Genomic DNA, 19,220 nt, shown 5'->3' with positions numbered 1-19,220 from the left:
TCTTTTGGGGTAATGGTAGGTACGCCACATATCTGAAATAGAGAGGAAGCTGTGCATGACGCAGGCCATTGTCATTATTAACCCCTCTTCCGGCAAGGAAGAAGCCCTGGACCATGTCAGGAGTGTAGAAGAACTGCTGCGGAGTCAAGGCTATGAGGTTACGGTCAGGAAGACGCAAAAGGAAGGCGATGCCACCGATTACTGCATTGCCGCCTGCGAAGCAGAGGCTGATCTGGTCGTGTCCATCGGCGGAGACGGCACGCTTCATGAAACGATCAATGGCCTGTCCGGCCAGGCCCATCAGCCTAAGCTGGGAATTATTCCGCTCGGGACGGTAAATGACTTTGCCCGGGCGCTGCAGATTCCGCTCGTTCCGGAAGAAGCCATCCGGACACTGGCTTCCTCCAGGGTGCAGCAAGTCGACGCCGGCAGGATAAACGGCAGTCTGTTCGTCAACGTTGTCGCCGCCGGCAAGCTGGCTGAGTCCCTGTCCTCCGTTTCCTCCGTTGACAAATCCAGACTAGGGGCGCTGGCTTACTTCAAAGAGGGCATTAAGGAGCTTGCAGGCAATTCAGCCCATTCGCTTACGGTTCAGCATGACGGCGAAACCTGGGAAGGAGAAGCTCCCCTGTTCCTTGCCGCACTGACCAACTCGGTAGGCGGCTTCGAGAAGCTGACCCCGGAAGCCGCTGTCGACGACGGGCTGATCCACTGCTACATTATTAAGGATCTTCATTTCATCAATACCCTTACGGTCAGCCTTTCTTTATTGCTCGGGAATCTGAAGAGCCACAAGGATGTAGAGTATTTCACCGCCAGAGAGGTAACCGTAAGCTCGGCAGAAGCCGTACGGACCAATGTGGACGGCGAAGAGGGCCCCGCGCTGCCGGTTGTGCTGAGCATCATCCCCCGCCATATCCGGGTTGTAGTGCCGGAACAGCAGTGAAGGGAGAGGCGTCTTCTTCCCCCGCCCCTCCCTCCCGGTTCCCTTAATACAGCCTTGGCAGCTTGTCCAGGGTAATTGCGTATTCATGGTGGTAGGCTTGTTTCAGCGCCTCCCGCGAGTTCCATTCCTCCGACGCACCGTATTCATTGGACCAGGTCATATACCATGTCCACGGAATTCTTGTTTCCGACAGCTGGGACATACTCGGGATCACGCCTATTTCTCCAAGAGCCGTGACCTTAGGTGTCGGAGTAATCCGAACAAGCTCCTCATATTCCTTCCGCTGATCCGTGTGGACATGCTTGGGCGGATATAAGTCTCTGGAGATCACATCGGTTACATCATCGCCCGGATAGCCCTCCGCCAGCGGAGAATTCCATACCCAGATCAGATTGTTCAACCGGTGATGATGGGTGTATCTGTCATACATCAGCCGGAACAGCTTCGCCGCAACCTCAGGCCCCTTCGCCCCCCACCAGAACCACGTGCCTTCCGACTCATGGAACGGACGCCACAGGATAGGAATTTTTTTGTCGCAGAATTCTTTTAAAATATCCGCCATCACGTCCATGTCTGACAGCAGTGCTGCGTACTCCTCCGTTCCCTCTATCACAGCCTTGGAAGCATCGAAGGTAGTATTCTCTGTATAAAAGCCCTTGGCCCAGCTGCCAAAAGGCGAGAACCAGTGCCAGGTAAATGTGACCAGACCCTTCCGGTTCAGCGCCCAATCCCAGGCATTGTCGAGCGTATTCTTATTCTCCTCCACTTCCAGCATGCATTCCGGGGTTGTATTCCCGGCGTTGATGTTCGGCGAATACGCCAGCAGCTCAAATCCGCAGAGGGCAGGCAGCTTGCCCGTCGCCTCTTCAATATAATGCAGCTCCTTCTGTACGGTGGTCTGTGTATGCTGCCCCGTAAGAATCCCTTTGCCGGAAATATCGCTGAGATACTTCATGACGGAGCGGACCTCCTCCGATGCGTTTGGATTGCAGGGAATGTAATGCTTGACCATATCCATTATCAATGATGCCTCCTCAAATTCTGTTAGCATTGTTATTTAGTTGTTATACATTTATCATAATATTAATCTGTATGCGTTTGCAGGTCAATGCATAAGATTCGCGGAGGCAGGTAATTCCCAAAAGCTTATGAGGGCAGGCAATCCTGGCGGAGAATAAGTCAGTTGCCCTTCTCCGGCGCATACTCGCTTAACTTTCCTTGGTAGACCAGCTGCAGCCGCTCACTCTGCCGGAAATCGTCCGGGGTGACGAGCGCAGGCAGCTTGTTCCACAGCTTGATGCCGGAGCGGTCCAGAATCTCCGCAACAAACTGCGAGCAGAAATAGGAGTTGCTGAACTCGACAGGCTCCCTGAGGGCAATGCCAATGACGCCCAGAATATTGTAGAGGTACTTTTGGCGGCTGCGGATGAAGATGTGCAGCACCCGCCTCATTTTCTCAATCTCGCGTGCGGTTACTTGCAGCTCGTAAATAACGCACGTGGTATTCGGATACTTGCTGAACGTGCCAGTGTGCAGATCCTCTTTTACAAAGCCGCCATTCAGGGGATTGCTGGGATTCTTCCGTCCGAAGCTGTACAGCTCCGCAAGTCCCCGGTCAAAGGAGATCGAGGCGTGATTGTAAGGCGCCCTGGTGTAGCCCTGAATAAGCTTCGTGAACAGCGTGCCTGTGTTCGTAAGCAGAATAAAGACCGAATGATCAGCTTCCATGTACCTATTTCCCCTTATCCAAGTGTCTTAACATGCAGCTTGCGCTTTTTTATATTTTATCATATGATCCCCTTGTTGAAATCCTATCCCGCGACAAGTTGGTGATTGCTTGGACAGCTCGCTCATTACATTTATACTTATCTTTACGGCTTTATCCTCCATTCATCTGATCTACATACTGGTGAGCAGACTGCAGCAGGACAAGGATTACACGGGAATTGGCTTCCGCATCAAAACCTGGTGGGGCATGCTCTTCATCTTCTGCCTGGCTACCCTGTTCAACCCCGTCGTGTCCCTGCTGTCCCTGATGGTGCTTGCTTTCTTCGCGCTCAAAGAATATTTCTCCATGATCCGTACCCGCAAGGCGGACCGCAGGCTGTTCCTGTGGGCCTACCTGTCCATTCCGCTCCAGTTCTACTGGATCTACACCGAGTGGTACGGCATGTTCATCGTCTTCATTCCGGTGTATGTCTTCCTGCTCCTGCCGCTGCCCCGGCTCATCAACAAAGGCACCCTGGGCTTCCTGCGCAGTGTAAGCGCAACCCAGTGGGGCCTCATGCTCATGGTCTTCGGGCTTAGCCACCTCGCCTATTTCCAATTTGCCACACCGGAGTATGGGGCGGGACTGGTGCTGTTCCTGGTGGTGCTTACACAGCTGAACGATGCCGTGCATTATCTGGCTTCGATCTATTTCGGCAAACGCAGGGTCGTTCCGACCGCCAACCCGAATCTGACCTGGGAAGGCTTTGGCTGCGCATTCGTGATCACTGCAGCGGTATCTTATCTGATCTACCCTTACCTGACACCGCTGACCCCGGTCTTCGGGCTGTTCTCCGGCATGCTGATCAGTCTGGCCGGCTTCTTCGGCAGCCTGACCGTCTCCGTCCTGAAGCGCGATCTGCTGATCGGCGATGACGACAAGTTCGCAGCGCTGCAGAAAAGCTACCTCAGCCGCGTCGACAGCCTGGCCTATACCTCGCCGGTGTTCTTCCATGTGATCCGGTATTTTTTTGACTTCATGTAGCATCAAGCGCAATAAGCGGCAATGCAGCCGCACACTGCTGGAGCAGCAGGTGAGCTTCGCAGAAACGGTCTAATCCCCGCTTGCAGCTTAGCAAAACTGCGTCGGCCTGAAGTGGAAAAAGCGCAGCGAATCCGCCGCTCCCCGGTCCCGAACAGCCTCAAGTGGTAAAACGAGCCCCCGAAGCGCAGACCGGCTGGATTAACGGCAGAAATGCCGTTATTTGAGCCACCGATGCGCAGACGGGCTGGATTAACGGCAGAAATGCCGTTATTTGAGCCACCGATGCGCAGACGGGCTGGATTAACGGCAGAAATGCCGTTAATTGACCCCCCGAAGCGCAGACGGGCTGAAATAACGGCAGAAGTGCCGTTATTTGAGCCTCCGATGCGCAGACCGGCTGGATTAACGGCAGAAATGCCGTTAATTGACCCCCCGAAGCGCAGACCGGCTGGATTAACGGCAGAAATGCCGTTATTTGAGCCACCGATGCGCAGACGGGCTGGAGCAACGGCAGAAGTGCCGTTAATTGAGCCTCCGAAGCGCAGGCGGGCTGGATTAACGGCAGAAATGCCGTTATTTGAGCCACCGATGCGCGGACGGGCTGGATTAACGGCAGAAGTGCCGTTAATTGACCCCCCGAAGCGCAGGCGGGCTGGAATAACGGCAGAAGTGCCGTTAATTGACCCTCCGAAGCGCAGGCGGGCTGGATTAACGGCAGAAATGCCGTTAATTGAGCCCCCGAAGCGCAGACGGGCTGGAACAACGGCAGAAATGCCGTTATTTGAGCCTCCGAAACGCAGACGGGCTGGAGCAACGGCAGAAATGCCGTTATTTGAGCCACCGAAGCGCAGGCGGGCTGGATTAACGGCAGAAATGCCGTTAATTGAGCCACCGATGCGCGGACGGGCTGAAAATCGGCTTATATCCGGGGATGTTACTAATTCCACTCGGCTACATGGCTCCAGCCCGCCACATGAAAATACGCTCATCAACAGGCTGACGGTCAGTGATTTCCGTATACCCTTTACACGGGCATGGTTATGATTCTCAGGTTCGGCGTTCAAGCCGGAGCACACATAACGGTCCCAAGCATAAGCGGCCCCTCTCCATCCACCGGAGAGGGGCCGCTTATTGTTAGCTGCTGCTTAATTTGTGGTTTCGGTTGTGCCGCCAGGTGCTGCGCCGCCTGTTCCGCCTTCAGGCGGCGTTCCGCCAGCACCGCCTTCGGGTCTGGTGCCTCCACCTCCGCCGCCGAATCCTCCGCCGCCACCGCCGCCAGGGCCACGGCCTGTGTTAGCCGTCGTGACTCCTGATTCATTAAGCCAGGTCACGCTGCCGGAGATGTCGAACGCCACTACCTGAGTGCCGCCGCTGTACTCGCCGTCTGTATACAATCCGTCTACTGCGGAGCCTGTGGAGGTTCCGCCTGTGGAGAGGGTGTAAGAGCCGCCCTCCTTCAGATCCGGGGAGCTGACAACTACGGACGAGAAGCTCTTCGAAGGTGCGAAGGTCAGGATGTTGTTGCCGTCGCTGTCTTCCAGATGGATCAGCGTTCCTGCCTGCTGGGCTTCGCTGAAGCTCATGCTGACAGAGTATTGGCTGGAATCCTCACCCGGCGCCTGGGCCATGCCCGAGCTGCCTGCAGCGACCAGCAAGCCGCCTGTCATGTCAAAGGTTCCGTCATAATCCAGCGGGCCGTTGCCGTCATTGGTTGGGCCGTTGACAATTGCGGTACCGCCTGTCATGGAGATCGAGCCGTTGGAGTCCAGGCCGTCGCCGTTCACATCAACCGTTATGGTGCCGCCGCTGATCGTAAGCAGATTGCTGCCGGAGCTTGTGAACTGATCCTGCTGTGCAGTACCCTGCGCCGCATTGTTGTCATTGCCCCCGGCCACGTTCACGCCGTCATCGGAAGCGACCACATGGATTTCTCCGCCGGAGATCGTGATGTTGGCTCCTTCAATGCCTTCATAGCTGTTCGTGATATCGATGGTGCCGCCAGCCAGCACTGCCAGGGCATCTGCGTGGATTCCGTCATCCCCTGCGGCAATCTTGAACTCGCCGTCCGTAATGGAGACATTGCTGTTGCTGTGCACCGCATCATCTGCGGAGTTAATCGTGAAGCTGCCGCCGCTCACGGTGAGGTCTCCACCGGCTTTCAGCCCTTTGGCGCTCGTGGATTCCGTTTCTGTCGTTGCTGTTGCATCCGACGCTGCTGTCCCTGTGCTTGCCGCTGCCGCGGTTGCCGCCGGAGCCGCTGCCGCTGTATCCGCCGAAGTTCCTGCCGCTGCCCCTTGGCCGCCGAAGCCTCTGCCGCCGCCCATGCCCATGCCGCCTTGATCGCCGGTCTTCACTTCAGCGTTCTCATAGCCGCCGTTCGTCACGATGCTGTACGTTCCGCCATCAATGACTGCCGCAGTCTCGGCTTGAATGCCGTCGTTGCCGGCCGTAATATCGAACGTTCCGGCTTCAATGGCTACGAAGCCCTTCTCCGCATCCTCGTCATTGGTGGACTTGATGCCGTCGCCTTCCGCCTTAATGGTAATATTGCCGTCCTGCACTGCCACCAGATCCTTGCCTACGATGCCGTCATCGGCTGCCGTAATATTAAGCGTGCCGCTCACAATCTTCAGATCATCTTTGCCGGTGATGCCGTCGTTGTAGCTCGCGGCAACCGTCAATGTGCCGGTGCCGTTAATCGTCAGGTCGGCTTTGCTGAAGACAGCTGCGCTTGGCTCGTCGGTATCCGCATCGGCGAACACATAGGCGGCTCCATCGGTAACACTGTTCTCCGTGCCTTCCTGCAGGGTAATGACAACCTTGCCTGCTTCCTTGATGTAGACAGGAGCACTGTCGCTGTCTGTGAGCTTAACGCCGTTCAGCACCAGCCGCACCGTTCCTTCCGCCTGCTCGTCGACGATAATCTGCCCGTCGCTCAGTGATCCGGAGAGGATATAGGTTCCGGCTTCCGTAATGGTTACTGATCCATCCTTGACTGTAGCGCCAGTGCCGCCTTCGATCTCCGCAGTTGTTCCGGCAAGGAGAATATCTGTCGATGTATCTGCCGTCCAGGCCGTCGTGGTATCGTCTTCGTCAAAGGTTACCAGATCACTTGTTTTCACACTTGCCAGCTCTACAGCGGCAGTAGTTCCGCTAGCTGCACTGGCTGTAACGGCTGTACCCGTTGCCGCGCTGCCTGTTGTATCGGTCGCCGCTCCTGTATTCGTGCTGCACGCTGTCATTAACGCTGCAGTCAGCAGCACAATTCCCAGCTTGCTCCCTGCCATGAAATTTTTCATATGTCATCGTTCCCTTCAATTTTAGTAGTCAGTGGCGGTTGGGCTCATCGTCAGTGACAGATCGAGATTTCCGTTCCGGGTGCGGATCGCATCCAGGAATTCCTTCTGGCTGGTATGCTCATTAATCGTAACGTCATACACCAGCTCGTATAAGCTGCCCAGCTCGGTAGTTCTAATCTTTTTCAGCTCGAAGCGGACATTGAATTTGTTGAATACTTCTGCAAAAGCCTCCTCATACCCCAAATTCTCGGGAATGGTCACCTTCAGCGTCTTCTGCTGCGTCTTTCTGGCCCCGAAGCCGGTGCGGTTCAGGATTACCATCAGCACGCAGAGAATGATCGTGAACAGTACCGCGTAGCCGAAGGAGCCGACCCCGCAGGCAAGGCCTGAAGCCATGGTGAACAGGACAAAGGTGATATCCTTCGGGTCGCCGGGTGCGCTGCGGAAGCGGATGATCGAGAAGGCTCCGGCAAGACTGAAGGCACGGGCTACGTTGCTGCCAATGAGCAGGATGATGATGGCCACAATCACCGGCAGCAGGACCATCGTGAGCGTGAAGCTTTGCGAGTATCCCCCCGGATTGGTCTTCATATAGGTCAGGCTGATAATGCCGCCGAGTACAATCGATATCACAATGGTTAGAATAGCATTGGTGAAGGTTAATTCAGTACTGGTTAGCGCGGCGGAGAAAATAGAGTCAAGCATACAAGGCACTCTCCCTTTCGATTTTGCTGTCCTTCAGCATTTTTTTATATTCATTGCCGTATTTGGAGAAGCTGGTGCGGTACATCTGGTGCTCGGAGAGCATTTGTGCCAGCCAGACCGGAATCGTCTTCTCGGCCTTCACTTCCATCAGCCATTGCCCCTGGGGCATCAGGTATTCTCCATGCGTGCCGTGCTCCAGCTTCAGATCGTACCGGCGGCTGCGGATGTTCGTGTCGAAGGTGATCCGCAGATCGCGGTTGTTTTTGCAAAAGAGTGCCTTGCGTTCATAGGAGAGATACACCTTGGGCACCAGATCATAACGGGACAGCAAATACTTGATTTCCTCAATCACCTGCTTGTTCATGTAATCCTTGAATTCCGGCTCCACGCCTGTGGCGACGAAATCATAAGCCTCTTGCAGCTCAAGCGAAGTTCTTCTTTTGTTGACCAGGCCGAACACCTTTTTCTTGATCTCCAGATACACCTTGGTGTCCTGGTTCGGAATGCCGTAGGCTCTAAGCCGGAGCTTTTCCTTATATTTGGGCTTGGCCAGGCTGCTGCGGATCAGAGTGTCATGGGCAGTGTCATAATAGAGATTCGTAATGGAGTAGAATTCATGCTGCTTGTTGTGATCGTCCGGCTCCATATACTTGAGCAGGTCGTTGTAAAGCTTCAGGTAAGCTGCATGATCGAACAGATATTTGTTCTCGTATCGGTTGAATACCTCAATTGCCATAAGGGCCATATCCTTTCATATTGGAGTGCTTTTAAAAGTTTCAGGAGTGCTGTATGTGTGTGTGCCTTGTGTGTCTCGCTTGCTTATGAATGTATCTTAGCCTTGGAACCTTTAACGAAGCTTAAATGGATTTACATTCCCCTGATATTTTTTACACCCCGTTAACAAACAGGAGGCTCCGATTGAATTCCTTCATCTATAGCATTGTTGGCGGATATAACCCGGTTAAGGTTGGTTAAAGGTAATCTTGCTATAATGACTTAAGGAATAAGCAAACTTTATGTGCAGAGGATGGGCATACCCATGAGAATATTAATAGTGGAAGACGAAGTGCATCTGGCGGAAGCCTTGACCCAAATATTGAAGAAGCAGAATTATTCGGTGGACGCGGTCCATGACGGCAGAGCGGGACTGGATTACGCCGAGAGCGGGATCTATGATCTGCTGCTGCTGGATATTATGATGCCGGAAATGGATGGAATCAGCGTGCTGAAGAAGCTTCGCAGCGACGGCGTATCCACTCCGGTGATCATGCTGACCGCCAAGGGAGAGATTACAGATATGGTGACGGGGCTTGATTATGGGGCCGATGACTATATCGCCAAGCCCTTCTCGTCAGAGGAGCTGATGGCCCGGATACGGGCGGCGCTGCGCCGCAAGGGCGAGGTCATCCCGGATGATACCCTGAAGCTTGGGGATATGGAGCTGAATACGGCGAATCTGAAGCTTACCGTCAAGGGCAAGGAGATGAAGCTGAATCTGAAGGAGAATGAGCTGCTGGAGCTGCTGATCTTGCGGAAGCAGGCGGTGACCTCGAAGGAGCAGATTATCGAGAAGCTGTGGGGCTTCGACTCGGAGGCGGAGCATAACAATGTGGAGGTCTATATTTCGTTTTTGCGGAAAAAGCTGGCGTTCCTGAATTCGGAGGTACGCATTAACACCATCCGGAACGTAGGTTATGTATTAGAGGTGACCGGCTGATGTTCAAAAAGCTCAGAAACCGGTTTCTGATCGTCAATCTGGCAACGATCTCGGTGATGATGCTGATCGCCTTCGCCTCCATCTACGTGATTACGTACCGGAATGTGCAGAGCGATATTAATATGGATCTGCACCGGATTGCCGACTATCAGCAAAACGGTCCCGGCGAAGCGGCCGGCCGCCCCGGCACTGGCGGAGGAGGAGGCGCACAGCCCAAAGACAACGGTCCTATGGGTGACGGCAACCAGCCGCCGGAGCGCTCCATTTCCTTCACAGTGCAAACCGACGCGAACGGGACCCTGGTAGACAAGGAATCCAAATTCACGATGGACGATGAGTTCTATGCCGCTGCGCTTAAGGAAGCCCTTGGCATAGGCAAGGATACCGGACGGTTCACCCTGGATGGCAGCCGGTGGATCTTCACAGTCAAGCATACGGCGGACGGGGAGATAATCGTCTTCCTGGACATCACGGCCCAGCAAAAAATCCTCACCAACCTGATCTACACCTTCACCGCCGTTGGCCTGCTGATGCTGATCATTCTCTACTTCACCAGCCGTTTCTTCGCTAACCGCTCGATTGCACCGGTCCGGGAGGCTTTTAACAAGCAGAAGCAGTTCATTGCCGATGCCTCCCATGAGCTGAAGACGCCGCTGACGATCATCAATACCAATGCCGATGTGCTCCTGTCGAACAGCAACGACACGATCCGCAATCAGGCGAAGTGGCTGCAGTATATCAAGTCGGAGACGGAGCGGATGACGCGGCTGACCAACGATCTGCTGTATCTTACGGAAATGGACGACTCGCGGACAGGCATGATCCACAGCAGGTTCAATATGAGCGATGCGGTGGAGAATATCATCCTGACGATGGAAGCCGTAATCTTCGAGAAGAATGTCTCCTTCGACTATGATATCGAACCGGGGCTGGCCATACAGGGCAACAGTGAGCAGATCAAGCAGGTGGTGATGATCCTGCTCGACAACGCCGTGAAATATACAAACCCCAAGGGCTCAGTCAAGATCACGCTCAAAAAACAGAATAACGACGTGCTCCTGTCCGTCTCGAATACCGGGGAGGGCATCGCCGCCGAGCACCTGACCCGCATCTTCGACCGCTTCTACCGTACGGATACATCCAGAGCGCGCAAGCAGGGCGGCTACGGCCTCGGCCTTGCCATCGCCAAATCGATTGTCGATCAGCACAAGGGCAGGATTTACGCCAAGAGTGTGGTCGGAGAGTCTACGACGTTCTATGTGCAGCTGCCTTGAGCGAGATCACAGGCCGGGCAGTGATCCAATTAGTGGCAGATGGCAGGCTGGGGCTTGGGGCTTCCCATGCATGAAATCATCCGGCAAAGGTCAACCTAATGCTTAGCGTTCATCTTGGGCGCGTTAATCTTAGGAGGCGACTATCGAATGGCGAAGCCGGATAACCGTGCAGACAATGTTGAACATCTACAGCAAAGCATACAGAATACAGAGCAGAACCTAAATGAAGCCGAGGGCTATTTAAGCGAATTCGCCTCGGAAATCAGCAGCGAAGAACGGAGACAAATCGAAGAAAAGAACGAACGCCGCAAGGACAGCCTCCAAGGCTTCCGTGAGGAAGTGAAGGACGAAGCAGCGCATTCCAAGGAGGAATAGTTCAAACCAAACGGCGGTTCACCCCGGTATTCCGGGCTGGACCGCCGTTTGGTTTGGGTTAGAAGGAAACTGCATTGCGGACCTTGGCAGCTCCATCCGTGTAGGGTACCTGTTATGACTATTTCAGGAGGCAACAAACGGTTCATCTCCTATAGATGAGCTGCTTGGAGAATTATCCTTTCTCCCCCGGCCCGTTCCCCAGCCTGGCCCGCATCTCAGCATACGCTTCTGGAGTGCCTACATCCTCAATAGTGCCCTGAGTATAGTAGGCCCGGACTTCTTGGCGGGAATGCAGCCATTCAGGAAAATAACTCGGCGCATCCGGGTTGCCGCCCTCGGCGAGATAACGCGAGAACAGCGGCAGCGTAGAACGCTTATAGATGTAGAGCGCAAATACACCAATGTTCGTCCGGGGCTTCTGCGGCTTCTCTTCCAAAGAAAGGACCCGCAGCTCCGCATCCAGCTCGGCCACCCCGACACTGCGCAGCTCTCCAATATCGTCCACCGTCCGGACCAGAATACAGTCTTTGTCCACCGAATGAAAATAATTCAGATACCCTTCAAGGCCAAAGCCGAGCACATTATCGCCCGCCAGCACCAGCAGATCATCCGCCAGCCGTTCCCGTTCAATGACAAACTGGATATCGCCAATCGCGCCTAACCGCCCCTCAGGAGTAGTAGTGCCGTCATTCAGAATACGGATCGGCTTCGCACCCCTATACTGCCGATGCCACTGCTCAAAAGCGCGGAAAAAGCGCTCATTCGTCACAATAAGAATCTCCGTAATTTCCTCCAGCACCTCCAGACGGCCAACCAGCAGATCCAGAATTGTACGGCTTCCTTGTACCGGCAGCAGCGGCTTCGGCGTGTCTTGGGTTAACGGATAGAGACGGGTCGCATACCCTGCAGCCAAGATTAAGGCTATCATCCCTCATCGCTCCTCTGCCTGGAAAATATGTCCCTTTACTATATACTACCGGGACCAGCCAGCCAAGCCCACCGCCGCTGCACTCTCAGGATAATTATGGTAGAATTATGCAAAGTCCTGCTTTGGAGGTTTATAACAAAAGGATTGTTTCTGAATGGAGGAAAGAAATGAAGCGGTTCCTGAAATCGAAGTCTTTTCTGATTACATCCATCCTGTGTAGCCTGCTGTTCATTATAAATATAGTAGCCACTCCTGACAGCACGGCATCTGACATTGCACTCAGTTTGATCAAATGTTTATTGGCGGGTGTAATTAGCGGATTTGTTTTTGGCGGAATGATCTTTCTGCTGCTGAACAAGAAAACCACTTGACCCTCAGCCACAGGCCTGCGCAAGTTCCGGTATCTTCAAAACAACTTGACCCAGACACTCCGTCAGCACCTCATGATATCGCCGGGCCTGCTCTTCAGTGACCCCTTCACGCAGTGTTTCGAACAGCGCCAGGCAGCGCTTGAAATCCCCGTCATGCCTGGACTGGTGAGCCAGCACCAAAGACTGTATCGTCCAGTCCAGCGCCTCCGGATTATCCTGAAGAAATCGCGCATACCCTAACCTTTTAGGAGAGGTGATTACCATGACAGACTTACGGAGTACAGTCGGAGACAGAATTCGGGCTATAAGAAAAGCAAAGGGACTAACACAACAACAGTTAGCGGAACTATCCAACTTGGATGATGCATACATTGGGGCAGTAGAACGCTGCGAAGCGTAGAGCAATTGATGAAATATGCAGTTACTGTCAGTGAGTTGAGTGCAAAACAAATTGATACATTGAAGAGAGTTGTTAGAGAGGTGCGGGGAGCTTTCAAGGATTAAGCATGAACGAGGTGATCACATGAATTTACCCGAAAGAGCCGGCAATCGGATACGAGAGCTTAGAACAGCAAAAGGATGGACACAAGAACAACTGGCCGAAGCAGCATCGCTTCATTACAGTTACATAGGTGGAGTAGAACGGGGCGACCGGAACATTTCTTTGGAGACACTGGAGAAAATAATAGCTGCCTTCCAAGTTCCCGCTATAGAAATTTTCCGTTTTGGGGATGATACAGACCACCGCAAAGCGTTAGATGAACATATGACTTTGATCTGTGATAGGAGTACAGCGGAAATAGCAGCACTCACTAAGATCAATCGGGAAGTAATTGCTGTGCTTGATCTGCCCAGAACCTCCATCGGAGGATCAGAAGATGGCGCTTAGTGTACTGAAGTCTGTTATCGAGTGGAACGAGAAGAAGCATAACCTTTAGATAATACTGCAAAAACCAACCCCGTTTAATATCGATATTGGTTTCCCCCTCGCCGCTAGTAATTAATGCCCTCTTTACCTTTGGAAAAGGCGATTACTTTGACAGACCTGAGGAATACAATCGGCAGTATGTGCGAGGCGTACTCACCCCCATTCCGATCCTTGAAATGTATTAAAAACCGCCCCCAAATAATCTTCCGATTATCTGGGGGCAGCCCTTTTACCGTCTATTCACTTTTAAATCCCATTCCCGTTCCTTGCCTTCCCTCTTCCATCCTACTTACCAGTTATTCCCCGACCCCGACACCGTAAAGCTCGCCGAGGTATTCAGGAACTTCCCGGATGGTGCACCTGTTACCGTGTTATTGTTGAACACCGAGGTTCCGGTGGCGGTGCCTTGGACGTATACGCCGTAGGTTCCGGCGTTGATAATAGTATTCGAAGCATAAGTCACCGAGATGTTCGGTGCCGGTTCTTCGATGAAGATGCCCGAGTAGGTGCTGTCTTGGAGCGTGTTGCCGGATACGGTTACGGCCAGGTTCTGGGCCTTGCCGTTGTTGTTCAGCCAGTAGGCCCAGATGGCGCCGATCTGGTAGCCGTAGTCGCGGTGGGCGGAGCCGGTGCGCAGCAGCATGTTGTTCTGGATGGTCAGGGTTCCGGTCATGGACGGCGGATTGAAGTTCGTGCCGAAGGCGATCCCGGCGCCTGTCCGCACGGTATCTGTGAGCAGGTTGCCGATGATTTTGTTGTCCTTGCCGCCGTAAATGGCGATGTTGTTCGCCAGGGTTGGAATCTGTACGGTATTGTAGCTGAACGTATTGCTGGTATTCAGATACGTGTCGGACCACATGGCCATTCCGTCGTCTCCGGTGTTGCGGACAGAGTTATTGGTAACAGTGGAATTGGCGGTGCCATAGTGGAGGTTGATGCCGTCCGCCCAGACATTTCTGACTCTGGAGTTCGAGATGGTGACGTTATTCGTCTGGTTGGTGAACCAGAAGCCTACCTTGCCATGCTCAATCCACAGATTGTTCATGATGGAGTTGGTGCCGTTGCCTTCCACCCCGGACACGCCGTTATAGTCGTCACGGATCAGGTCATTGGCGCTGATCCTGAAGTCGGACAGGGTAACATTGCCGCCCCGCAGGTAGAAGCCTGCATAATTGCCGGACAGGGTGGAATACCAGACCCCGGCCCCTTTTACGGAAACGCCGCTGTCCAGATAGAGTCTTGTTCCCGTGCTGTTATACCCCGCGCCCCGGGTTCCTGTGTTCAGAGTGAAGCTGCCTGACGGAATCCACACGCCCTTGTAGGTGCCGCCGGAGTTCTTGACTGCATTGATTGCGTTATTGATGGCTGTGGTATCATCGACACCATCATTCGCTACCGCGCCATAGCTGGTGATGGACACATAATTCGAAGGCATGGTTAATGCCGCGGGGATAGCTTCGGTTTCGATCAGATCCACCGTTACGCCCGCAGTGGAGCTGAAGTTCAGGTTCGATGCATTTCTTTGCAGCCTGATGACGGTTCCGGCCGGATAGGATTTATCCAGCACTACGGAAACCTCGTCATACATATGAGCCGGTGTGGTAGAGGCGGCATTCGGATTGTTGGACCAGCGGATCTCTCCGCCTTCGGTTCCCCATTCCCCGTAATTCCAGCTGTATTTGGAGGTCAGATTAATATCCTTGAACAGGGCTCCGCCGATGTACATGCTGATTGCAGAGTCGATTCCGGTTCCGGCTGCATTGTCCGGGATGGAGTATCTTACCGTTACGCCTTGGGCTGCTTTGGCAAGGGTAATCTGTACGTATTGGCCTGCAGCTGTAAGCCTAACCGCTTTGCGGCCGGAAGCCTCGGAAGCGATATTGCCTGCCGTTGTGGAGGAACCGATAAGCGCTCCGGTGTAGGCTGCATTTTCTGCTTCATAGGTGTCATACGGCATAGACGCTCCATACGTACCTGGTGATGGTGTAGGCGTTGGAACCGGAGTGGCGGTCGGCGCTGGTGTAGGCGTTGGGAGCGGGGCAACCGCTACGCTGATTCTATCCAGGTTCACATTGCCGGTGTCTGTCGTGTCGTATTTGTACATGACCGTATTGCTGCCTGCATTCAAGGCAACGGTATCCAGCTTCGTAGTCCAGGTATCCCAGCTGGCTGTTGCGGCCAGCTGGGTCTGGCCGACCTTGATCCCGTTCACGTACAGACTTAAGGTCTGCGCTGCTGAAGAACCATTGGCATAGCGCAGGGTGATATCATAGTTGGCGGCGGAGGCTGCGCCCACGGTGAATTTTACCGAGGCATTGCCCTTGTTCGCATCCGTGAATCCCCCCACAAAACCAGATCCGCTATAGCCCGTATGATCCGTTGCAATAACTGCACCGCCTGCAAGGGTTGCCGTCTCCGCCTCATAGGTTCCCGCCGGTGCGGCGGTTGGCGCAGGAGTAGCGGTGGGTACTGCCGTCGGTGTGGCCGTTGGCACTGGAGTTGCCGTAGGCGTAACTGTACCGGAGCCGTACACTTCAAGCTCCGCTACCTGGCCTGCGGCAGAACCTGAATTAGCGGTTATGTTCACTCTTACATATCTTGCGGAAGCCGCTGTAAAAGAAATCGAGACCGTATTATTCGAGGTTGGATTGAAGGTATAGGTCTGTGAAGCTGATAATGTGCTGTACGTGGTGTTATTGGTGCTGCCCAGAATGGAAAGCGTCTGCGTCCGGGTTCCCCAGCCCGCCGGGAGCTTCAGCACTGCGGTTCCCACATTTTGCGCACTGCCCAGATCTACAGTCAGCGTGCTCGGATAAGCATTCGCCGCACCTTCATAGTAAGTTGCAGCATTCCCGTCCACCGCGTTGGCCGCTGGGAAGCCGGAGAACGTATTGTTTGCGGTGACGCTTTTGTTGAGGGCCAGATTGGTTCCGAGGGAGGCATCCAGCACGATGTTGTCCAGATTCACATTGCCTGTGTCGGTCGTATCGAATTTGTAGGTGATGGTGTTGCTGCCGGAATTCAGCGTTATATTCTCTGTTTCCGTTGCCCAGGTATTCCAGTCGGAGGTCGCCGGAAGGGATATCTGTCTCAGCTTGGTGTTATTAATGTACAGGCTTAAGGTCTGCGCCGCACCTGAACCGTTTGCGTACCTCAAAACAGTCGTATAGCTGCCCGCCGCGGAAGCGCTTACGTTAAATTTCACAGAAGCATTGCCTTTATTGGCATCGGTATACCCGCCTACAAAGCCCGTTCCCGTATACCCTGTATGGTCAGCCGCAATAACGGCTCCGCCTGCAAGGGTCGCGGCTTCCGCTTCATACGTTTGCGCCGCCGCAGATACAACATGATTCCCCAGCGGAAATTGCAGCACCAGCAAGGATAGAACCAGTACGTACGCTAAGAGCTTGTTGCTCCTTAACCTTCTTAACATGTCATTACCTCCATTGTGTTCATAATTTGACTCACTCCTCCGTTCTTCCTGGTGTACGCTCCTTTCGGCAAAGGAAGGAAGGCGTGCGGAAAACTGCTCCGTTACCTTGATTGTAGAAATCCGCCGCTCTGCCTGCTACTAATCTGGTGACCTTTATAGCAAGGATTGTGACATTGATGGAAGACCGGGAGGGTGAGAAGGAGATTTTTGCACAATGGATAGCTGGGTAGAGGAATAATCTTGAGCTGCCGGAATTAAGCGGGGGCGGCAACGGTTCGGGCTGCGCCAGGGCAGTGCTTGAAATTTCCATCCTGCCATATTCCTAATAATTTTCCCCGCGATAGTAGCGCTCAAGCTTATGCTCGAGATGAACGAGTTGAGCTTTTTTCTGTTCAATTTCGTCCAAAAGGGCTTGCTTCTGGTCCTGAATAAGCTTGATCCTCTCCGGCAGAGTGGATGTTCCCGCTTTGACCATGTCGTGGTACTTCTTAATCTCCTCGACACTCATTCCCGTTTCCCGCAGACATTTAAGAAATACCAGCCAGTTGATCTCCTGTTCGGTATACAGCCGGTTGTTCTGTTCGTTGCGGACCGCAGGCTCCAGAAGGCCTTTCCGTTCATAAAAGCGAATCGCTCCTATATTTATCCCTACTTTATTGGCGACTTGTCCTATCGTAAAAATCTTCATCACTCCCTGACCTTTAGTGTTGACCTACACCTAGTGTAGCATAGTAAGCTAGGAATTGTTGATAGCTACAAATTTACGGAAAGAGGGATAACAATGACCAAAGTCGCTTTTGTAACAGGTGCCAATAAAGGGATTGGATTCGAAATCGCAAGACAGCTCGGGGAAGCGGGCTGGAGGGTATTGCTTGGCGCACGCAGCCCCGAACGGGGAGAAGCGGCAGTATCTGAGTTAACCGGCCGAGGACTGGACGCAGCGTTCCTCCCTATTGACATGACGAATCTGGACAGTATTGAGCAGGCAGCCGGGACGATTCGCAGCCGGTATGCCGGTCTGACGCTCCTGATTAACAATGCCGGCATGCCGGGGGCGTTCTCGGGTTCATTCAGCGAGACCCGGGAGGAGCATTTGCGGAACGCATTTGAAGTGAATTTCTTCGGGACCTTCCGTCTGAACCAGCGCCTGTTTCCACTAATTAAAGAGAATGAAGGGACGATTGTGAATGTCTCAACCGATATGGCGTCGCTTCACTTCATGCAGAGTTCCGAATATGCGCTGAATGCGTTTGACTACAATTCCTCCAAAACGGCAAACAATGCAATGACGGTCTCTATGGCCCTGGAATTAAAAAACAGCAAAGCCCAGGTCTTCGCCGTAACTCCGGGGTTCACTAAGACGGACCTGAACGGGAATGCAGAAGGCGGGAAATCCAAAGAAGCCGGGGCGGCCATTATCGTAGGCTATGCCACGGACGGGAAGCGCCATAATGGAGAGTTTTTGGATGTGAGCGGGGTTTATGCCTGGTAATTCACCTGAAGACTGCCTCTACATTTAATCCTATCGAGTAGGAGAGGGCGGCAAGCCTCCGTCCTCTCACACCACCGTACATGCGGGTCCGCATACGGCGGTTCCAAAAGGTTAACCAAGCTCCAAGTAACATGAAAGTAAACTTTTCAGCCCTTTCGCTTCCCAATAGGAAGTCGGAAGGGCATTATTCGTGTTCCGGGACATTTCCCACGCGCCTCGCCGCGAGTTGGCCATCTTCAAACAAGCCCACTTGGGAACCCCGAGTGCCCGAAGCTCACGGATTCGTGTACGTACTCGTTTCCACTGTTTCCACAGACACCTTCGAAGTCTCCTTCGAATCCACTGGTCCAGCGTTTGGAAGTGTGTCTTCGCCGGGGCTAGACGGAAATAACCGAGCCAGCCCATCAGATACCGGTTTAGTCGACTTATTCGCTCTTCCATGGAAATGGACCAGGTCCGATTCGTTAGCTCCCGAATCCTTTCTTTACATGCGTTGAGACTCTTCGGTGCGATTCGAATCGTTGCCTGTTTCTGGCTCAGGAAACTGAATCCTAGGAACTTTCGGTGCCAGGGTCTAGCTACCGCACTTTTCTCCCGGTTCACTTTTAGGTTTAGCTTTCCTTCTACAAACCGGCTTTCCGATTCCATGACCCGTTCCCCTGCCCGTTTACTCGCCACCAAGATGTTGCAGTCGTCTGCATAGCGTACAAAGCGCAGCCCGCGTCCGGTCAGTTCCTTGTCCAGGTCATCCAGTAGAATGTTTGCCAAAAGCGGACTGAGCGGCCCCCCCTGCGGCGTTCCTTCTCGGCTGTGTTCCCATTTTCCATTCACCATGACTCCGGCGTTCAGATACGCGCGAATCAGGGTCAGTACTCTTTTGTCCGTCACTTTCCGCGCCACTCTTGCCATCCGCATGTCGTGGTTTACCCGGTCAAAGAATCTCTCAAGGTCGAGGTCCACAACCCATCTCAGGCCGTTTTGAATATATCTTTGGGCTTGT

General features: G+C 53.5%; 20 protein-coding genes. 9 read left to right on the top strand and 11 right to left on the bottom strand.

Features of this window, described 5'->3' with window-relative positions; translation table 11 throughout:
• The first annotated feature begins 55 nt into the window (after positions 1-55).
• Complete coding sequence (locus HYD27_RS24495) at positions 56-946, top strand: diacylglycerol/lipid kinase family protein (RefSeq protein ID WP_219219510.1); 891 nt, start codon at positions 56-58, stop codon at positions 944-946.
• A gap of 43 nt (positions 947-989) precedes the next feature.
• Here HYD27_RS24495 and HYD27_RS24490 read toward each other — a convergent pair whose 3' ends face one another.
• Together HYD27_RS24490 and HYD27_RS24485 are read right to left on the bottom strand one after the other, a co-directional pair.
• The gene (locus HYD27_RS24490) at positions 990-1,964 is read right to left on the bottom strand and encodes a glycosyl hydrolase (RefSeq protein ID WP_228745301.1); all 975 of its coding nucleotides are present in this window, start codon (positions 1,962-1,964) and stop codon (positions 990-992) included.
• A gap of 161 nt (positions 1,965-2,125) precedes the next feature.
• On the bottom strand, positions 2,126-2,674 hold the full coding sequence (locus HYD27_RS24485) for a hypothetical protein (RefSeq protein WP_219219506.1): 549 nt from the start codon (positions 2,672-2,674) through the stop codon (positions 2,126-2,128).
• A gap of 109 nt (positions 2,675-2,783) precedes the next feature.
• Between HYD27_RS24485 and HYD27_RS24480 the strand changes: the two genes are divergently transcribed.
• A complete protein-coding gene (locus tag HYD27_RS24480) occupies positions 2,784-3,698 on the top strand; it encodes a phosphatidate cytidylyltransferase (protein WP_219219505.1) in 915 nt (304 codons plus the stop codon).
• Positions 3,699-3,700: 2 nt separating this feature from the next.
• On the opposite strand, the gene HYD27_RS24475 is transcribed toward HYD27_RS24480, so the two are convergent.
• The 4 genes from HYD27_RS24475 to HYD27_RS24460 form a co-directional block, all read right to left on the bottom strand.
• Complete coding sequence (locus tag HYD27_RS24475; RefSeq protein WP_219219503.1) at positions 3,701-4,645, bottom strand: hypothetical protein; 945 nt, start codon at positions 4,643-4,645, stop codon at positions 3,701-3,703.
• A 198-nt stretch (positions 4,646-4,843) separates the two neighbouring features.
• Positions 4,844-6,997 (bottom strand): carbohydrate-binding domain-containing protein, encoded by a 2,154-nt coding sequence (locus HYD27_RS24470; protein ID WP_219219501.1) that lies wholly within the window; start codon positions 6,995-6,997, stop codon positions 4,844-4,846.
• A 21-nt stretch (positions 6,998-7,018) separates the two neighbouring features.
• Positions 7,019-7,702: a DUF4956 domain-containing protein gene (locus HYD27_RS24465; protein WP_219219499.1), complete on the bottom strand. Its 684-nt coding sequence runs from the start codon at positions 7,700-7,702 to the stop codon at positions 7,019-7,021.
• Positions 7,695-8,438, bottom strand: coding sequence for a polyphosphate polymerase domain-containing protein (locus tag HYD27_RS24460; protein ID WP_219219497.1), 744 nt, complete (start codon positions 8,436-8,438; stop codon positions 7,695-7,697). The genes HYD27_RS24465 and HYD27_RS24460 overlap by 8 nt, the downstream gene beginning before the upstream one ends.
• Before the next feature lie 303 nt (positions 8,439-8,741).
• On the opposite strand from HYD27_RS24460, the gene HYD27_RS24455 reads away from it, so the two are divergent.
• The 3 genes from HYD27_RS24455 to tlp all read left to right on the top strand — a co-directional run bounded on the left by HYD27_RS24455 (position 8,742) and on the right by tlp (position 11,068).
• Positions 8,742-9,419, top strand: coding sequence for a response regulator transcription factor (locus HYD27_RS24455; RefSeq protein ID WP_219219495.1), 678 nt, complete (start codon positions 8,742-8,744; stop codon positions 9,417-9,419).
• On the top strand, positions 9,419-10,693 hold the full coding sequence (locus HYD27_RS24450) for a sensor histidine kinase (protein WP_219219493.1): 1,275 nt from the start codon (positions 9,419-9,421) through the stop codon (positions 10,691-10,693). Before HYD27_RS24455 ends, HYD27_RS24450 begins: the two co-directional genes overlap by 1 nt.
• A 147-nt stretch (positions 10,694-10,840) precedes the next feature.
• A complete protein-coding gene (gene tlp, locus HYD27_RS24445; protein ID WP_219219491.1) occupies positions 10,841-11,068 on the top strand; it encodes a small acid-soluble spore protein Tlp in 228 nt (75 codons plus the stop codon).
• Between the two features lie 172 nt (positions 11,069-11,240).
• On the opposite strand, the gene HYD27_RS24440 is transcribed toward tlp, so the two are convergent.
• Positions 11,241-11,996, bottom strand: a complete 756-nt coding sequence (locus HYD27_RS24440; protein ID WP_219219489.1) for a sugar phosphate nucleotidyltransferase — start codon at positions 11,994-11,996, stop codon at positions 11,241-11,243.
• Positions 11,997-12,163: 167 nt separating this feature from the next.
• Between HYD27_RS24440 and HYD27_RS24435 the strand changes: the two genes are divergently transcribed.
• Positions 12,164-12,367, top strand: a complete 204-nt coding sequence (locus HYD27_RS24435) for a hypothetical protein (RefSeq protein ID WP_219219487.1) — start codon at positions 12,164-12,166, stop codon at positions 12,365-12,367.
• Between the two features lie 3 nt (positions 12,368-12,370).
• On the opposite strand, the gene HYD27_RS24430 is transcribed toward HYD27_RS24435, so the two are convergent.
• Entirely contained in the window at positions 12,371-12,631 is a 261-nt protein-coding gene (locus HYD27_RS24430; protein WP_219219485.1) for a hypothetical protein, read from the bottom strand.
• Between HYD27_RS24430 and HYD27_RS32990 the strand changes: the two genes are divergently transcribed.
• Positions 12,630-12,767, top strand: coding sequence for a helix-turn-helix domain-containing protein (locus HYD27_RS32990; protein ID WP_219219483.1), 138 nt, complete (start codon positions 12,630-12,632; stop codon positions 12,765-12,767). The two genes, HYD27_RS24430 and HYD27_RS32990, sit on opposite strands and share 2 nt — an antisense overlap.
• 123 nt (positions 12,768-12,890) lie before the next feature.
• The gene (locus HYD27_RS24420) at positions 12,891-13,256 is read left to right on the top strand and encodes a helix-turn-helix domain-containing protein (RefSeq protein WP_219219480.1); all 366 of its coding nucleotides are present in this window, start codon (positions 12,891-12,893) and stop codon (positions 13,254-13,256) included.
• 328 nt (positions 13,257-13,584) lie between these two features.
• Here HYD27_RS24420 and HYD27_RS24415 read toward each other — a convergent pair whose 3' ends face one another.
• A complete protein-coding gene (locus tag HYD27_RS24415) occupies positions 13,585-16,728 on the bottom strand; it encodes a discoidin domain-containing protein (RefSeq protein WP_219219479.1) in 3,144 nt (1,047 codons plus the stop codon).
• Between the two features lie 322 nt (positions 16,729-17,050).
• Positions 17,051-17,416: a MerR family transcriptional regulator gene (locus tag HYD27_RS24410; protein ID WP_220101750.1), complete on the bottom strand. Its 366-nt coding sequence runs from the start codon at positions 17,414-17,416 to the stop codon at positions 17,051-17,053.
• A 93-nt stretch (positions 17,417-17,509) separates the two neighbouring features.
• Here HYD27_RS24410 and HYD27_RS24405 point away from each other — a divergent pair, with 93 nt between their 5' ends.
• Complete coding sequence (locus HYD27_RS24405; protein WP_219219477.1) at positions 17,510-18,220, top strand: SDR family NAD(P)-dependent oxidoreductase; 711 nt, start codon at positions 17,510-17,512, stop codon at positions 18,218-18,220.
• 111 nt (positions 18,221-18,331) lie between these two features.
• On the opposite strand, the gene HYD27_RS24400 is transcribed toward HYD27_RS24405, so the two are convergent.
• Positions 18,332-19,220 (bottom strand): reverse transcriptase domain-containing protein (locus HYD27_RS24400; RefSeq protein ID WP_255596509.1); only part of this gene is annotated, 889 nt, incomplete at its 5' end.

The sequence above is a fragment of the Paenibacillus sp. S150 genome (assembly GCF_019352175.1).
In the GTDB taxonomy this organism is placed as follows: Bacteria; Bacillota; Bacilli; order Paenibacillales; family Paenibacillaceae; genus Paenibacillus_AQ.
This window is presented reverse-complemented; position numbering and strand designations above follow the sequence as displayed.